The 14,680-nt window shown below is 75.1% G+C and carries 13 protein-coding genes and 1 pseudogene; 11 read left to right on the top strand and 3 right to left on the bottom strand.

What is annotated here, in order from left to right:
- Nucleotides 1-109 precede the first annotated feature (109 nt).
- Both metK and CRP51_RS05985 read left to right on the top strand, forming a co-directional pair.
- Nucleotides 110-1,318, top strand: coding sequence for a methionine adenosyltransferase (gene metK / locus CRP51_RS05990; RefSeq protein WP_097229964.1), 1,209 nt, complete (start codon nt 110-112; stop codon nt 1,316-1,318).
- A 72-nt stretch (nt 1,319-1,390) separates the two neighbouring features.
- Nucleotides 1,391-3,553 carry a primosomal protein N' gene (locus CRP51_RS05985; RefSeq protein WP_097229963.1) on the top strand — a complete coding sequence of 721 codons (2,163 nt, stop codon included), beginning with the start codon at nt 1,391-1,393 and terminating at the stop codon, nt 3,551-3,553.
- Between the two features lie 119 nt (nt 3,554-3,672).
- On the opposite strand, the gene CRP51_RS05980 is transcribed toward CRP51_RS05985, so the two are convergent.
- Nucleotides 3,673-4,170 (bottom strand): hypothetical protein, encoded by a 498-nt coding sequence (locus tag CRP51_RS05980; protein ID WP_097229962.1) that lies wholly within the window; start codon nt 4,168-4,170, stop codon nt 3,673-3,675.
- A 310-nt stretch (nt 4,171-4,480) separates the two neighbouring features.
- Here CRP51_RS05980 and fmt point away from each other — a divergent pair, with 310 nt between their 5' ends.
- The 4 genes from fmt (at nt 4,481) to CRP51_RS05960 (ending at nt 8,745) form a co-directional block, all read left to right on the top strand.
- The gene (gene fmt, locus CRP51_RS05975; RefSeq protein WP_097229961.1) at nt 4,481-5,413 is read left to right on the top strand and encodes a methionyl-tRNA formyltransferase; all 933 of its coding nucleotides are present in this window, start codon (nt 4,481-4,483) and stop codon (nt 5,411-5,413) included.
- Between the two features lie 99 nt (nt 5,414-5,512).
- Nucleotides 5,513-6,931 (top strand): RsmB/NOP family class I SAM-dependent RNA methyltransferase, encoded by a 1,419-nt coding sequence (locus CRP51_RS05970; RefSeq protein ID WP_097229960.1) that lies wholly within the window; start codon nt 5,513-5,515, stop codon nt 6,929-6,931.
- Nucleotides 6,932-6,972: 41 nt separating this feature from the next.
- On the top strand, nt 6,973-7,656 hold the full coding sequence (gene rpe, locus CRP51_RS05965; RefSeq protein WP_097229959.1) for a ribulose-phosphate 3-epimerase: 684 nt from the start codon (nt 6,973-6,975) through the stop codon (nt 7,654-7,656).
- A 108-nt stretch (nt 7,657-7,764) separates the two neighbouring features.
- Complete coding sequence (locus tag CRP51_RS05960) at nt 7,765-8,745, top strand: sugar-binding transcriptional regulator (protein WP_097229958.1); 981 nt, start codon at nt 7,765-7,767, stop codon at nt 8,743-8,745.
- Nucleotides 8,746-8,764: 19 nt separating this feature from the next.
- Here CRP51_RS05960 and CRP51_RS05955 read toward each other — a convergent pair whose 3' ends face one another.
- The gene (locus CRP51_RS05955; protein ID WP_097229957.1) at nt 8,765-9,700 is read right to left on the bottom strand and encodes an LLM class flavin-dependent oxidoreductase; all 936 of its coding nucleotides are present in this window, start codon (nt 9,698-9,700) and stop codon (nt 8,765-8,767) included.
- A 266-nt stretch (nt 9,701-9,966) separates the two neighbouring features.
- On the opposite strand from CRP51_RS05955, the gene CRP51_RS05950 reads away from it, so the two are divergent.
- A complete protein-coding gene (locus tag CRP51_RS05950; protein WP_097229956.1) occupies nt 9,967-11,406 on the top strand; it encodes a GuaB1 family IMP dehydrogenase-related protein in 1,440 nt (479 codons plus the stop codon).
- A 187-nt stretch (nt 11,407-11,593) separates the two neighbouring features.
- Here CRP51_RS05950 and CRP51_RS05945 read toward each other — a convergent pair whose 3' ends face one another.
- A complete protein-coding gene (locus CRP51_RS05945; protein WP_097229955.1) occupies nt 11,594-12,202 on the bottom strand; it encodes a helix-turn-helix domain-containing protein in 609 nt (202 codons plus the stop codon).
- A gap of 87 nt (nt 12,203-12,289) precedes the next feature.
- Between CRP51_RS05945 and CRP51_RS05940 the strand changes: the two are divergent.
- The 4 genes and pseudogenes from CRP51_RS05940 to CRP51_RS05925 form a co-directional block, all read left to right on the top strand.
- A pseudogene (locus CRP51_RS05940) lies at nt 12,290-12,493 on the top strand (SAM-dependent methyltransferase); the annotation flags it as partial.
- Between the two features lie 71 nt (nt 12,494-12,564).
- On the top strand, nt 12,565-13,077 hold the full coding sequence (locus CRP51_RS05935) for a DinB family protein (RefSeq protein ID WP_245880401.1): 513 nt from the start codon (nt 12,565-12,567) through the stop codon (nt 13,075-13,077).
- Between the two features lie 25 nt (nt 13,078-13,102).
- On the top strand, nt 13,103-13,645 hold the full coding sequence (locus tag CRP51_RS05930) for an alpha/beta fold hydrolase (protein ID WP_097229953.1): 543 nt from the start codon (nt 13,103-13,105) through the stop codon (nt 13,643-13,645).
- Nucleotides 13,646-13,878: 233 nt separating this feature from the next.
- A complete protein-coding gene (locus CRP51_RS05925; protein WP_097229952.1) occupies nt 13,879-14,571 on the top strand; it encodes a class I SAM-dependent methyltransferase in 693 nt (230 codons plus the stop codon).
- The last annotated feature ends 109 nt before the right edge of the window (nt 14,572-14,680 follow it).

Raw genomic sequence — 14,680 nt, 5'->3', positions numbered from 1 at the left:
TGGATCACTCTGCCCGGAGGGCCCTCTGCGGATACACTGTGCGATGCCGATCCCGGTCCCACCGGGCTCGGAAGCATAGTCAGCAGCCGCTGCAACCCCAGGGAGCGTTGTGTCCCGTCGTCTGTTCACCTCAGAGTCCGTGACCGAGGGCCACCCGGACAAGATCGCCGACCAGATCAGCGACACCATTCTGGACGCCCTTCTCACCGAGGACCCGGCCTCCCGGGTCGCCGTCGAGACCATGATCACCACCGGACTGGTCCATGTCGCGGGCGAGGTCACCACCAAGGCCTACGCCGACATCGCCACCCTGGTGCGGAACAAGATCCTGGAGATCGGCTACGACTCGTCGAAGAAGGGCTTCGACGGTGCCTCCTGCGGTGTCTCGGTGTCCATCGGCGCCCAGTCACCCGACATCGCGCAGGGCGTCGACGACGCCTACGAGTCGCGCGTCGGCGGCACCGAGGACGACCTGGAGAAGCAGGGCGCCGGTGACCAGGGCCTGATGTTCGGGTACGCCTGCGACGAGACCCCCGAGCTGATGCCGCTCCCGATCCGGCTGGCGCACCGCCTCTCCGGCCGCCTCTCGGAGGTCCGCAGGAACGGCACCATTCCCTACCTGCGCCCCGACGGGAAGACCCAGGTCACCATCGAGTACGACGGTGACAAGGCGGTCCGGCTGGACACCGTGGTCGTCTCCAGCCAGCACGCCTCCGACATCGACCTCGACTCGCTGCTGGCGCCCGACATCCAGGAGTTCGTGGTCGAGCCCGAGCTCAAGGCGCTGCTGACCGACGGCATCAAGCTCGACACGGAGAACTACCGGCTGCTGGTCAACCCGACCGGCCGGTTCGAGATCGGCGGCCCGATGGGCGACGCCGGGCTGACCGGACGCAAGATCATCATCGACACCTACGGCGGCATGGCCCGCCACGGCGGCGGCGCCTTCTCCGGCAAGGACCCGTCGAAGGTGGACCGTTCCGCCGCCTACGCCATGCGCTGGGTCGCCAAGAACGTGGTCGCCGCCGGTCTGGCCACCCGCTGCGAGGTGCAGGTCGCCTACGCCATCGGCAAGGCGGAGCCGGTCGGCCTGTTCGTCGAGACCTTCGGCACGGCCTCCGTCCCGGCTGAGCGGATCGAGCAGGCCATCACGGAGGTCTTCGACCTGCGTCCGGCCGCGATCATCCGCGACCTGGACCTGATGCGGCCGATCTACGCCCAGACCGCCGCCTACGGCCACTTCGGCCGTGAACTGGCCGACTTCACCTGGGAGCGCACCGACCGCGTGGACGCGCTGCGCGCCGCCGCCGGGCTCTGAGCGAGGGGCCTGCGGGCCGTTCGCCCGCGAAGCGCCGGTCTCCCTGTCCGAGCCGTCTGATGTACTGGCCGGATGAGTGAGGCCGGCGCTTCGTCGCGTCCGGAGGACGGTCCGGAGAAGTCGCACCCCGAGGAGGGGCCCGAGCAGCTCGCGTTGATCAGGGCCGCCGTCCGGGAGCGCGCGCTGCCCCGCGCCAGGCCCAGGACCTGGCGGAACGCGCCGCTCGCCGAGCGGCTGCCGGTCGCCCGCGTCCTGGTCGACAAGGGGCTGATCCACCTCGACCGCTGCTTCGACTACGCGGTGCCCGCCGCGCTGGACGCCGACGCGCGGCCGGGGGTCAGGGTCCGCGTCCGGTTCGGCGCGGGGCAGCGCGAGGGCCGACGCGAGGGCGGCGGTCTGGTCAACGGGTATGTGGTGGAGCGCCGTGCCGACAGCGACTTCACGGGGGTGCTGGCCCCGTTGGCGCAGGTGCTCTCGCCGGAACCGGTGCTCACCCCCGAGCTGTTGGCGCTCTGCCGCGCCGTCGCCGACCGCTGCGCCGGGGCGTTGGCCGACGTGGTGCGGCTGGCGATCCCGCCCCGGATGGCCAGGGCCGAACGCGCCGCGACGCCCGACCCGCCCCCGCCGCCCGCGGTGCCCGCGCCCGGCGGATGGGCGCGTTACCCGCATGGCGCGGCCTTTCTGACGGCGCTCGCCGAGGGGCGCGCGCCCCGCGCCGTGTGGAGCGCGCTGCCGGGCCCCGGGTGGCCGGCGGAGCTGGCGACGGCGCTGGCCGCCGCGCTCGCCTCCGGGCGCGGGGCGCTGGCGGTGCTGCCGGACGGCCGGGCCGCCGCCCGGGTCGACGCGGCGCTCACCGCGCTGCTCGGCCCCGGGCACCATGTGCTGCTGACCGCCGACTCCGGTCCCGAGGCGCGGTACCGGCGCTGGCTCACCCTCCACCGGGGGGCGGTGCGCTGCGTCGTCGGCACCCGGGCCGCGATGTTCGCGCCCGTCCGCTCGTTGGGGCTCGTCGCCCTCTGGGACGACGGCGACCCGGCGCACCGCGATGTCCACGCGCCCCAACCGCACGCCCGCGACGTGTTGTTGCTGCGCGCCGCACAGCAGGAGGCGGGGATGCTGCTGGGCGGCCACGCGCACTCGGCCGAGGCGGCGCGGCTGGTGCGGGGCGGCTGGGCGAGGCCGTTGGCTCCCGCGCGGGAGACCCTCCGGGCGGCGGCTCCCCTGCTGCGCACCGTCGCGGAGGAGGACGAGGAGCGGGACGAGGGCGCGCGCGTCGCCCGGCTGCCGACGCTGGCCTGGCGGGTGCTGCGGGACGGGCTGGCCGGCGGGCCGGTGCTGGTCCAGGTGCCGCGTCGCGGGTACGCGCCCCGGCTGGCCTGCGCCCGCTGCCGCGAGCCGGCGCGCTGCGCGGGCTGCCGGGGGCCGTTGGTGTCGGTCGGCCGGGGGGAGGAGCTGCGCTGCGGCTGGTGCGGCACGGTTCACGCGGAGTGGAGCTGCGCGGAGTGCGGCGGGCGGCGGCTGCGGGCCGTGGTGATCGGCGCCCGGCGCACCGCGGAGGAGCTGGGCCGCGCCTTCCCCGGCGTCCCGGTGCGCACCTCGGGCCGGGACCATGTGCTGGCCACCGTCCCGGACGAGCCGGCGTTGGTCGTCAGCACCCCGGGCGCCGAGCCGGTCGCGGAGGGTCCGGGATACGCGGCCGTGCTGCTGCTCGACGGCTGGGCGCTGCTGGGCCGTCCGGACCTGCGGGCCGGCGAGGAGGCGCTGCGCCGCTGGCTCAACGCGGCGGCGCTGGCCAGGGGGCGGGAGGCCGGCGGCGTCGCGGTGGCCCTGGCGGAGCCGACGCTGCGGCCCGTGCAGTCGCTGGTCCGCTGGGACCCGGCGGGGCACGCGCTGCGTGAGCTGGCCGACCGGGAGGCGCTCGGCTTCCCGCCGGTCTCCCGGATGGCGGCGGTCACGGGGCCGCCCGACGCGGTGGCCGGGCTGCTGTCCGTGGCCGAACTGCCGCCCGCGGCTGAGGTGTTGGGGCCGGTGCCCCTGCCGGTTCCTCCGGCCGGGCGTCCCCGCAGGGCGGGGGAGCCGCCGGCCGGCGAGCAGTGGGACCGGGTGCTGGTCCGCGTCCCCCCGGACGACGGGGGCGCGCTGGCCGCCGCGCTGAAGACCGCGCGGGCCCAGCGGCTCACCCACCGCGAGGGGCCCTCGGCATGGGTGCGGATGGACCCCGACGACATCGGCTGACCGCCCACCGGTCACGTGCCGGTGGGCGGTCAGCCGGGGGCGGCGGTGGACCGGGGCCGAGGGGGCGCTTCGCGGGGCCTCGCGGCTCCGCCCGCCCCCGGGGGAAGCGCCGCGGGCGGTCAGCCGCCGCGCTGGCCGGGAAGGCTGTGCGTCTCGGCCCCCGACGCCTGGGCGGCGGCCGTCGGCGTCGGCTGGGCGCGGCGCGCCGCCGGGACCGCCGGGGCGCTCACCGCGCCGACCGGTGCCTCCCGCCCCCCGGCCGGCGGCACCGGCCGCCGCGCGCCGTAACGCCGGTGCACCGCCTGCTTGGTGACCCCCAGCGCCGAGCCCACCGCGTCCCAGGAGAAGCCCAGCGAACGGTCGAAGTCGACCGCCGCCGTGACCAGCGCCTCCACGCTGTCACGCAGCTCCTGCGCCAGCCGCACGGTGGGTGCGGGCGCGCGGCCGTAGACCACGAAACCGGCCGAGGGGCCGGTGCGGCGTGGTCGGTAGACGTTGCCCAGCTGCGCGGTGAGCGTACGCAGGGCGTCCACCTGGCGGCGAACCCGCTCGATATCGCGTACCAGCAGATGCAGGCTGGCCCGCGCCTGAGCGTCAGGGGTGGCGTGGTCGGCCATGAACAAGCCTCTCGAACCGGCGGAAAGGAAGGGACAGGGCGTGGCGGCCCCGCCGACGGTCAACATCCATTGACCGACTCTCTTGCCCAACGCGTCACCGGGCGCCGGGGTCACGCCCTCGCCGCGCATCGTCAACACGGCGGAGCGCACGGCCACCGGCCCTGCGCCCCCCGGTGCCCCCGGACGCACCACCTCGTCGTGGAACGTAGACTCTGCGGGCGCTCACCCCGTTCGCCGGGGTCCCGTTGACGATCCCGCCGAGAGGTCACCCACGCACGATGAGGCTCGCACCACCGCTGAGGAGCGCAGAATGAGGCTGGTCTTCGCAGGCACCCCCGAGGTCGCCGTTCCCGCGCTGGACGCCCTGCTGGCGTCCGACCGGCACGAGGTCGTCGCCGTGGTCACCCGTCCCGACGCGCCCGCCGGCCGCGGCAGGCGGCTGGTCGCCAGCCCGATCGCCGACCGGGCTGCCGAGGCCGGGATCGAGATCCTGCGCCCCCGCCGTCCCAAGGAGCCCGCGTTCCTGGCCAGGCTGGCCGAGATCGCCCCCGACTGCTGCCCGGTGGTCGCCTACGGCGCCCTGCTGCCCAGGGCCGCGCTCGACGTGCCCGCCCGCGGCTGGGTCAACCTGCACTTCTCGCTGCTGCCCGCCTGGCGCGGCGCCGCGCCCGTGCAGCACGCGCTGCTCGCCGGCGACCAGATGACCGGCGCCAGCACCTTCCAGATCGAGGAGGGCCTGGACTCCGGGCCGGTCTACGGCGTGGTCACCGAGGAGGTCCGCCCCCTGGACACCAGCGGCGACCTGCTGACCCGGCTCGCGCTGGCCGGCTCGGGACTGCTGGCCGCCACCATGGACGGCATCGAGGACGGCACGCTCGTCCCCCGCCCGCAGCCCGCCGAGGGCGTCAGCCACGCGCCGAAGCTGACCGTCGCCGACGCCGAGGTCGACTGGGCGGCCCCCGCCGTCCGCGTCGACCGGGTGGTGCGCGCGTGCACCCCGGCGCCGGGGGCGTGGAGCACGTTCCGGGGCGAGCGGATCAAGCTGCGCCAGGTCAGCCAGCTGCCCGACCAACCCGCCCTGGAGCCGGGCGAGTTGCGCGCCGACAAGCGCACCGTGCGGGTCGGCACCGGGTCCCACCCCGTCGAGCTGGCCTGGGTCCAGCCGCAGGGCAAGCGGCCCATGCCGGCCGCCGACTGGGCGCGCGGGGTGCGCGTCGCCGAGGGCGAACGGCTCGGCGGCTGACCGGCCCGCGCCCCCGTACCCTGGACGAACGGCCGCCCGCCACCCGTGCGGACGGCCCCCGCAAGCCCGTTCCCCGCACACCGTCGGAGTCAACGTTCCGTGAGCAGTCGGCAGCGCCGCCCGTCCAAGCCCTATCGCCGCCCCCAGCGGGACCCCGCGCGCATCCTCGCCTTCGAGGCGCTGCGCGCGGTGGACGAGCGCGACGCCTACGCCAACCTGGCGCTCCCGCCGCTGCTCGCCCGCGCCAAGCGGGACGGCACCCTGGACGACCGGGACGCCGCCTTCGTCACCGAGCTGGTCTACGGCACCCTGCGCCACCAGGGCACCTATGACGCGGTCCTCGCCGAGTGCGTGGACCGGCCGCTGCGCGAGGTCGACCCCCCTGTCCTGGACGTGCTCTCGCTCGGCGCCCACCAGTTGCTGGCCACCCGCGTCCCCCCCCACGCCGCGGTGAGCGCGACGGTCGAGCTCGCCCGCTGCGTGGTGGGCGACGGCCGCGCCAAGTTCGTCAACGCCGTGCTGCGCCGCGTGACCGCCCGCGACCTGGACGGCTGGATCGCGCTGCTGGCGCCCCCCTACGCGCGCGACCCCGAGGGCCACCTCGGCCTGCGCCACGCCCATCCGCGCTGGGTGGTCGGCGCCCTGTGGGACGCGCTGGGCGGGGAGCGCGAGGAGGTCGAGCGCCTGCTGGTCGCGGACAACGAGCGCCCCCGCGTCACGCTCGCCGCGCGCCCCGGCCGCAGCACCCCGGGGGAGCTGCTGGAAGGCCAGGGCGCCGAGCCGGGACGCTGGTCGCCGCAGGCCGTGCTGCTGGCCGAGGGCGGCGAGCCGGGCGCCGTGCCCGCCGTCGTCGAGGGCCGCGCCGGAGTCCAGGACGAGGGCAGCCAACTGGTCGCCCTCGCCCTGGCCAACGCGCCGCTCGCCGAGGGACCCGACCGCCGTTGGCTCGACGGCTGCGCGGGCCCCGGCGGCAAGGCCGCCCTGCTGGCCGCGCTCGCCGCCGAACGCGGCGCCGCCCTGGTCGCCAGCGAGATCCAGCCGCACCGCGCCCGGCTGGTCTCCCGCGCCCTGGCCGGCAACCCGGGCCCGCACCAGGTGCTGGTCGCCGACGCCGCCCGCCCCGCCTGGCGGCCCGGCACGTTCGACCGCGTGCTGCTCGACGTGCCCTGCACGGGCCTGGGCGCCCTGCGCCGCCGCCCCGAGGCCCGCTGGCGCCGCCGCCCGGAGGACCTGGACCGGCTCACCGGCCAGCAGCGCGACCTGCTGCGCGCCGGGCTCGCCGCGCTGCGCCCCGGCGGCGTGCTCGGCTACGCCACCTGCTCCCCGCATCTCAGCGAGACCCGGCTGGTCGTCGCCGACGTGCTCAAGGGGCTGACCGACATCGCGGTCGAACGCGTCGACGCCCGTCCGCTGCTGCCCGGCGTCCCCGAGCTGGGCGACGGGCCCGACGTGCAGCTGTGGCCGCACCGCCACGGCACCGACGCGATGTATCTGGCGCTGCTGCGCAGGGTGGGGTGACGCGGCCCGGCACGGGCCGGCCGATGCTGAATACTGGGGGCATGGCCCAGATCAACCCCAGCATCCTGTCCGCCGACTTCGCCCGCCTCGCCGACGAGGCGAACGCCGTCGAGGGCGCGGACTGGCTCCATGTCGACGTGATGGACAACCACTTCGTGCCCAACCTGACGCTGGGCGTGCCCGTGGTCCAGTCGCTGCGGAAGGCGACCGGCATCCCGCTGGACTGCCACCTGATGATCGAGGACCCGGACCGCTGGGCGCCGGCCTTCGTCGACGCGGGCGCGGGGTCGGTCACCTTCCACGCCGAGGCCGCCGCGGCGCCCGTGCGGCTGGCCAGGGAGATCCGCGCGCTGGGCGCCCGTGCCTCGATGGCGCTCAAGCCGGCCACGCCGGTCGAGCCGTTCGAGGACCTGCTGCCCGAGCTGGACATGCTGCTGGTGATGACGGTCGAACCGGGCTTCGGCGGTCAGGCGTTCCTCGACATCATGCTGCCCAAGATCCGCCGCACCCGGGCGTTGATCGAGCGTCACGGGCTGCCGATGTGGCTCCAGGTGGACGGCGGGGTCTCGGCCGAGACCATCGAGCGCTGCGCCGAGGCCGGAGCCGACGTCTTCGTCGCCGGCTCCGCCGTCTACGGCGCGGACGACCCGGCCGCCGCCGTGCGCGGCCTGCGCGCCGCCGCCGAACGCGCGGCGGCCGGCCGGGACGGCGCCCAAGGCCGGTGAACGGGGCCGCTTTTCTTCTGCGAGGATGAACGCGGAACGTGACCGGGGACACAGGGTCCGACGAACAGTGAGGTGAGTGCGGTGCCGACCGGAAGGTCCGCCACGAGGATGGGGCCCGCCGAGCTGATGCAGGCGGCGGCGATGGCGCGGCGCTTCTACCTTGAGGGCAAGTCCAAGATCCAGATCGCGGACGAGTTCGGCGTCAGCCGGTTCAAGGTCGCCCGCGTGCTGGAGTCGGCCGTCGAGCAGGAGCTGGTCCGGATCGAGATCCGGGTGCCGTCCGAGCTGGACGCGGAGCGCTCCGACGCGCTGCGCGCCCACTTCGGGCTGCGGCACGTCGTGGTCGCCGAGTCGCCGACCGAGGCGCCGGACGACACTCCCGACCCGGAGCATCTGGGCGAGGTGGCAGCGGAGTTGCTGGAGGAGCTGGTCGCCGAGGGCGACGTGCTCGGCCTGGCGTGGGGACGCTCCACCATCCACATGGCGGCGGCGCTGCGCGAGCTGGCGCCGTGCACGGTCGTGCAGCTGACCGGCGTCTACGACGCGGGCGCCGAGCGCGGCTCGGTCGAGGCGGTCCGCAGGGCGGCCGACGTCTCCGGCGGCGAGGCGCACCCCATCTACGCCCCCATGCTGCTCTCGGACGCCGGCACCGCCGCGGCGCTGCGCGCCCAGCCGGGGATCGCCGCCGCCTTCGACTACTTCGACAAGGTCACCATCGCCGCCGTCTCCATCGGTACCTGGGAGGCCGGGATCTCCACCGTCCACGACATGCTGGGCAAGGAGGAGCGCGACCACTACGCCTCGCTGGGCGTCGCGGCCGAGATGTCGGCGCACCTCTTCTCGTCCGACGGCCGACGCATCGGCCGGGATCTGGGCGAGCGCTGCATCACCGTCGAGCCGGAGCGGCTGCGGAGGGTCCCCGAGGTGGTGGCGATCGCCGGCGGTCGCCGCAAGGCGGGCGCGATCGACGCCGTACTGCGCTCCGGTCTGGTGACCAGCCTGGTCACCGACGCGGCCGCCGCCGACCTGCTGCTCTCCACCCCGGCCCCGGCCTGCCCGGCCCTGGACCGCGCCGACCCCGACCGCTGAGGTCTCCGACGGGCGGTGGCTAACGCGCCGCCCCCGCCAGCACCGGCTCGATGATCTGCTCGGTGACCCAGTGCGCCACGTTCGGCGGGAAGGGCGCCGGGAGGCTCAGCACGAGGTGGGTGGCGCCGGTGGTCAGCAGGGCCTCGACGGTGGCGCGGGTGGCGGCCGGGTCCGTGTACGAGACGTGGGTCTGCACCGAGCGGGTGATCTCCCTGGGGTCGCGGCCGACTTCGGCGCAGGCGGCGTCGAGCTTGTCCGCGCGTTCCCTGATCCGCTCCACGTCGCTGTGCGGGGGGCCCGAGATGTTCCACAGGTCGGCGTGCTCGGCGGCGACCCGCAGCAGCCCGTCGCCCGCGCCGCCGATCAGCAGCGGCAGCCGCCGGGCCGGGCGGGGCGCGGCGCGGGCGCCGGCGAGGCGGTAGTGGCGGCCGGCGAAGTCGGTGGGGGAGGCGTTCTCCCAGAGCGCGCGGAGCACCTGGCAGCTCTCGGCGAGCCGGGCCAGGCCGACGCCGGGGCTCGGCGGCTCGATGCCGAGCGCGCGGTAGCCGGCGAGCGCCCGCGCCGCCGGGCCCGATGCGGGCGGGCGGCCGGCGGCGGGGGCCGTGGGGCCCATGCCGAGGCCGACGGTGAGCCGGCCGTCGGAGACGGCCTCCACCGTCGCCGCCATCTTGGCCAGCAGGGCCGGCGGGCGGAGCCGGTTGTTGGAGACCAGCAGCCCGAGGCCGATCCGCTCGGTGGCGGCGGCCAGCGCCGCGAGCGTCGTCCAGCCCTCCAGCGTGGGCCCGGCGGGCGGCCCGAAGAGCGGCGGCAGATGGTCCCACAGCCACGCGTGCTCGATCCGGTCGATCCGGTCGGCCTCCCGCCAGACGCGCAGCACCTCGGCGTAGTCCGTGTGCGCCGGCGTCGTCTTGATGCCGAAGCTGATCCGGCGTCCCAGCCTCGTTCCTCCGGCCATCCGGCCCCCTGCCCTCGCCCCGCGCCGCCCTCGGCGGCCCTGCCGACGCCATCGTGGCAGCCGTATCCGGGCCCCGGGCGGGCGAGCGGAGGAGATCACCCGGCGGAAGAACGCACGCCGGGTGGTGTCCGGCGCGTCGCGCGCTCCCCTCGGGGGCGCGTCCCTCGTGCGTGGGGGCGCGTGAAGTGAGAACGATTGGGTGATAATGACACAGGAGCCGCAGCCTCCCACCCGACAAACGATTCCCAGCAGGTGAGAGCGCGCGCATGAAGTTCCTCAACGACGCCCGACCGTCGCATGATCTGACCTACGACGACGTGTTCATGGTCCCCAACCGTTCCTCGGTGGGCTCCCGGATGGCCGTCGACCTCTCCTCGCCGGACGGCTCGGGGACGACCATCCCCCTGGTCGTGGCGAACATGACGGCGGTGGCCGGCCGCCGGATGGCCGAGACCGTCGCGCGGCGCGGGGGGCTGGTCGTGATCCCGCAGGACATCCCGCTGGACGTGGTCACCGACGTGATCGCCTGGGTGAAGAAGCGCCACCTGGTGCTGGACACCCCGATCACGCTCGCCCCGACCCAGACCGTGGCGGACGCCCTGGCGCTGCTGCCCAAGCGGGCGCACAACGCGGGCGTGGTGGTCTCGAACGAGCGTCCGGTGGGCATCGTCACCGAGGCCGACCTGACCGGCGTGGACCGTTTCTCGCAGGTCGGCGAGGTGATGTCGCGCGACCTGCTGGTGCTGGCCGCCGACCTCGACCCGCAGGAGGCGTTCACCACCCTGGACAACGCGCACCGCAAGATCGCGCCCGCCGTCGGCCCCGACGGGCGGCTGGTCGGCATCCTCAGCCGCAAGGGCGCGCTGCGCGCCACCCTCTACCAGCCGGCCGTCGACGCCGGGGGCCGGCTGCGGATCGCCGCCGCCGTGGGGATCAACGGCGACGTGGCGGCCCGCGCCGAGGCGCTGCTGGCGGCCGGGGTCGACACGCTGGTCGTGGACACCGCCCACGGCCACCAGGAGTCCATGATCGCGGCGCTGCGCGCCGTGCGGGCGCTGAACCCCTCGGTGCCCGTGGTCGCGGGGAACGTGGTCTCCGCCGAGGGCACCCGCGACCTGCTCCAGGCGGGCGCCGACATCGTCAAGGTGGGCGTCGGCCCCGGCGCGATGTGCACCACGCGGATGATGACCGGGGTGGGCCGCCCGCAGTTCTCCGCCGTGCTGGAGTGCGCCACCGAGGCGGCGCGCCTGGGCGGGCACGTGTGGGCCGACGGCGGGGTGCGCCACCCCAGGGACGTGGCGATGGCGCTGGCCGCCGGGGCGTCCAACGTGATGGTCGGCTCCTGGTTCGCCGGCACCCACGAGTCGCCGGGCGACCTCCAGCAGTCCGCCGACGGCCGTCTGTACAAGGAGAGCTTCGGCATGGCGTCGGCGCGCGCGGTGCGCAGCAGGACCGCGGAGCAGTCGGCGTTCGACCGGGCGCGCAAGGCGCTCTTCGAGGAGGGGATCTCCACCTCGCGGATGTTCCTCGACCCGGCCAGGCCGGGCGTGGAGGACCTGATCGACTCGATCGTGGCCGGCGTGCGGTCCTCGTTCACCTACGCGGGCGCGGGCGATCTCGCGGAGTTCGGCGAACGGGCCGTGGTCGGGGTGCAGAGCGCCGCCGGATACGCGGAGGGCAAGCCGCTGCACGCCAGTTGGCAGTGAGGGCGCGGGTCGTGGAGAAACCGCCGGCCGGATCGTCCCACCGGTCGGCGTCCGGGCCGGGGTCGGCGGGCGGGAAGCGTCCGCGGACGACCCGGCCCTGGTAGGTCTCGGAAGAACGACGCCGAGCAACCGCGGCTCGGCTCGGGGAGGTTCGCCGCTGACGGGGACACGGAACCCCCCGCTGAGTTCACCGCCGGCTCCCGGCCCGGGACGACCGATGAGGGTCGGTGCGCACATGCGCGCGTACTCCCTGCAGGCCGAACAGGATGAGCAGCTCGACCACGCCGCCGTCGGCGCTGCCCAGCCAGTGCGGCAGGGACGTGTCGAACTCGGCCGCCTCACCGGGCGGCAGTGTCAGGTCGCGTTCGCCGGTCACGAGCCGCAGGCGTCCGCTGAGCACGTAGAGCCATTCGAAGCCCTCGTGGGTCTGCGGGGTCGGTTCGAGCGGTGCCGGCTGGGCGGGGATGATCATCTTGAACGCGTGCACACCGCCCGGTCGCCGGGACAGGGGCACGAACGTCATCCCGAACCGCCTGATCGGCTTGAGGTGGACCCGGGGGTCGCCACTGCGCGGGGCACCGACGAGATCGTCCAACGGAACGTCATAGATGCGGGCCAGCGGCAGCAACAGTTCCAGGCTCGCCCGGCGCTGCCCGCTCTCCAGCCGGGACAGGGTGCTCTCCGACACGCCGGTCGTCGCCGCGAGGTCGGCGAGGGTGATGCCGCGGTCACGGCGCAACGCGCGCAGCCGCGGCCCCACCGCGTCGAGCACGTCCTCGTCCGTCCTGGGGTCCATGGGGCCATCTTGCCATTACCGCAAGATCGCGTGCCGGTTCGCGCCGCTCCAGGCGAGACTGAGCGCGTTCCGACACGAGGAGCCCCGATGAGCACCACCGATAGGAGCACCGCCGATGCGGTCGCCTTCTGGGACGGCGTCCACGCGGCCCGACCGGCGGCCGGCGACCCGCAGCCGAACGCTCGCCTCGCCGAGACGGTGACGGGCCCGCCGCCCGGTGACGCGTTGGATCTCGGATGCGGCGACGGCGGCGACACGCTGTGGCTCGCCGGCCAGGGGTGGCAGGTCACCGACCACGTCCTCCTCGTCCGCCGCACCGCCTGACACGGCGGCGGGCCCCCGACGAAGGAAGGCGACCACCGTTGCCCAGCACCACACGCCGCACCGCACGCCGCGACGGCCGTGGCGACACCCCGCCGCCCCGGACCGGAAGCAGCGAGATCGAGGTCCTGCGCGGCTTTCTCGACTACCTCAGGGCCTCGATCGCCGCGAAGGTCGACGGCGCCCCCGAGCCGCGGGTGCGCACAGCCGCGGTGCCGTCGGGCACGAACCTGCTCGGCCTGCTCAACCACCTGACATACGTCGAGCGGTCGACGTTCCTCGGGGAGGAGGTCACCGACTGGCGGGCGACGTTCCGTCCCGCGCCGGGGGACAGCGTGGCCGATGTCGTCGCCTGTTACCGAGAGGCGGTCAGGCGCGCGAACGACGTTCTCGACGGGTGCGCCGATCCCGGCGCGCCGGTTCCGCGAACCCGGCCGGGCCGCCCCGCTCCCAGCCTCCGCTGGGCACTCACCCACCTGATAGAGGAGACCGGCCGGCACGCGGGCCACGCCGACATCCTCCGCGAGCTGATCGACGGCACGACCGGCCGCTGACCCACCCTCTCCAGGACGGGAACACGTGATCACAGAACCACGGCCGTTGCCACGCCGCTCCCTCCGCCTCGCGCGCACGGCGGCGACCGTGATGCTCACCCTCCTGCTCGCCGTCGCCACCGCGGCCTGTTCCACGCCCGCCTCCCCGTCCACGCCGGCGGCCGGCGGCGATGTCCCCGCCCACGCCGCCGCCACCCGGGACGATCCCCGGTTCCGGGACACCTTCCGACACGAGTGCGCCGACGTCGACGGCGTCCGTATGCGCGACGCCCGTGTCGTCGGGCACGACCTCGGCGCCGCGGTGGCGTTCCAGTACGCCAGCCAGTTCCCCGACGACACCGCACCACTCGGCTACCTCGACCTCCGCGACACAGTGGCGGCGGCACCGGTGGGTGTGCCGACCCTGCTCATGGCCGCCCAGGGGCAACTCGAAGCGATCCGGGGCACGGTCGCCCCGCGCGTGACCAACATCGTGCGGGCGGTGGACGTGCCGAACGCCGGGCACTGGCTCGTCCAGGAGACCCCTCAGTTCGTCACCGCCGAACTCCTGCGTTTCCTCGACGGATGACCACGCCACCAGGACGGCGTCGCGACGGGCACCGACATCCCCTCCCCGCGGAACCGCGCGGCCGAACCGGTTTCGAGCAGAAGCCCGGCGGACCGGACGGAACCGCGGGAGTGAGTACCCGATCCACCGTGGCGGCGCCGGAAGCGCGGGGCGGCTCGGGCCCGTTCCCGGCGCGGGGCGTCGGATGGCGGAAAGGGTCTCGCTGACCGCACGGACCGTGATCTGATGATGGCATGAGTGGACGCACCCGTGAGGGATACAGCGGAACGGGTCCGGGGCCCATCACCCCGGACGGCTGCGCGGTGGAGCGGTGGCTGCGGCTGCCGGTGGGGCGCGAGCCCAACATCATCGAGCGCGCCGTTCCCGCCGGCGCGAGCATTCTCGAACTGGGCTGCGGTGTCGGCCGGGTGACCCACGCGCTGGTCGAGCGCGGCTTCGCGGTGACGGCCGTGGACGAGTCCCCCGAGATGCTGGAGCACGTGCGGGGGGCGCGCACGGTGTGCGGGGCCATCGAGGAACTGGAGCTGGGCGAGGAGCGGTTCGACGTCGTGCTGCTCGCCTCGTTCCTGATCCACAACGGCGACCCGGAGGTGCGCGCGGGGATGCTGCGCACCTGCCGGAGGTATGTCGCCGACGGCGGCGCGGTGTTGATCCAGCGGGAGGGCGAGAACTGGCACACCCGGGTGCCGAGGGAGGCGAGGACCGGCGACGACGGGCTGATCCGGGTCGCCGCCGCCACCCGGATCAGCGACGAACTCACCGAGTTCCGGGTGGAGTACGAGTTCCCGGACGCGGAGTGGAGTCACACCTTCCCCTCCTACCGGTGGAGCAAGGACGGCTTCGAGGCGGCCCTGAGCGGGGCCGGTCTGCCGATAGAGCGCTATCTCACCCTGGACCGCACCTGGGTGCTGGCGCGGCCCGCCTGAGCCTCCCGCGCGCTCCCGGGGCGCGGCCGCGTCACGACGGGTTGACCCGCCGTTGGTCAACCCGTCAATTCCCCGCGCGTAGATAGGGGTTGAGCATTCCTGTCGGGGT

This window comes from Streptomyces zhaozhouensis (assembly GCF_900230195.1).
GTDB lineage: Bacteria > Actinomycetota > Actinomycetes > Streptomycetales > Streptomycetaceae > Streptomyces > Streptomyces zhaozhouensis.
The sequence above is the reverse complement of the archived record's forward strand: the minus strand, read 5'-3'. Positions and strand labels throughout refer to the sequence as shown.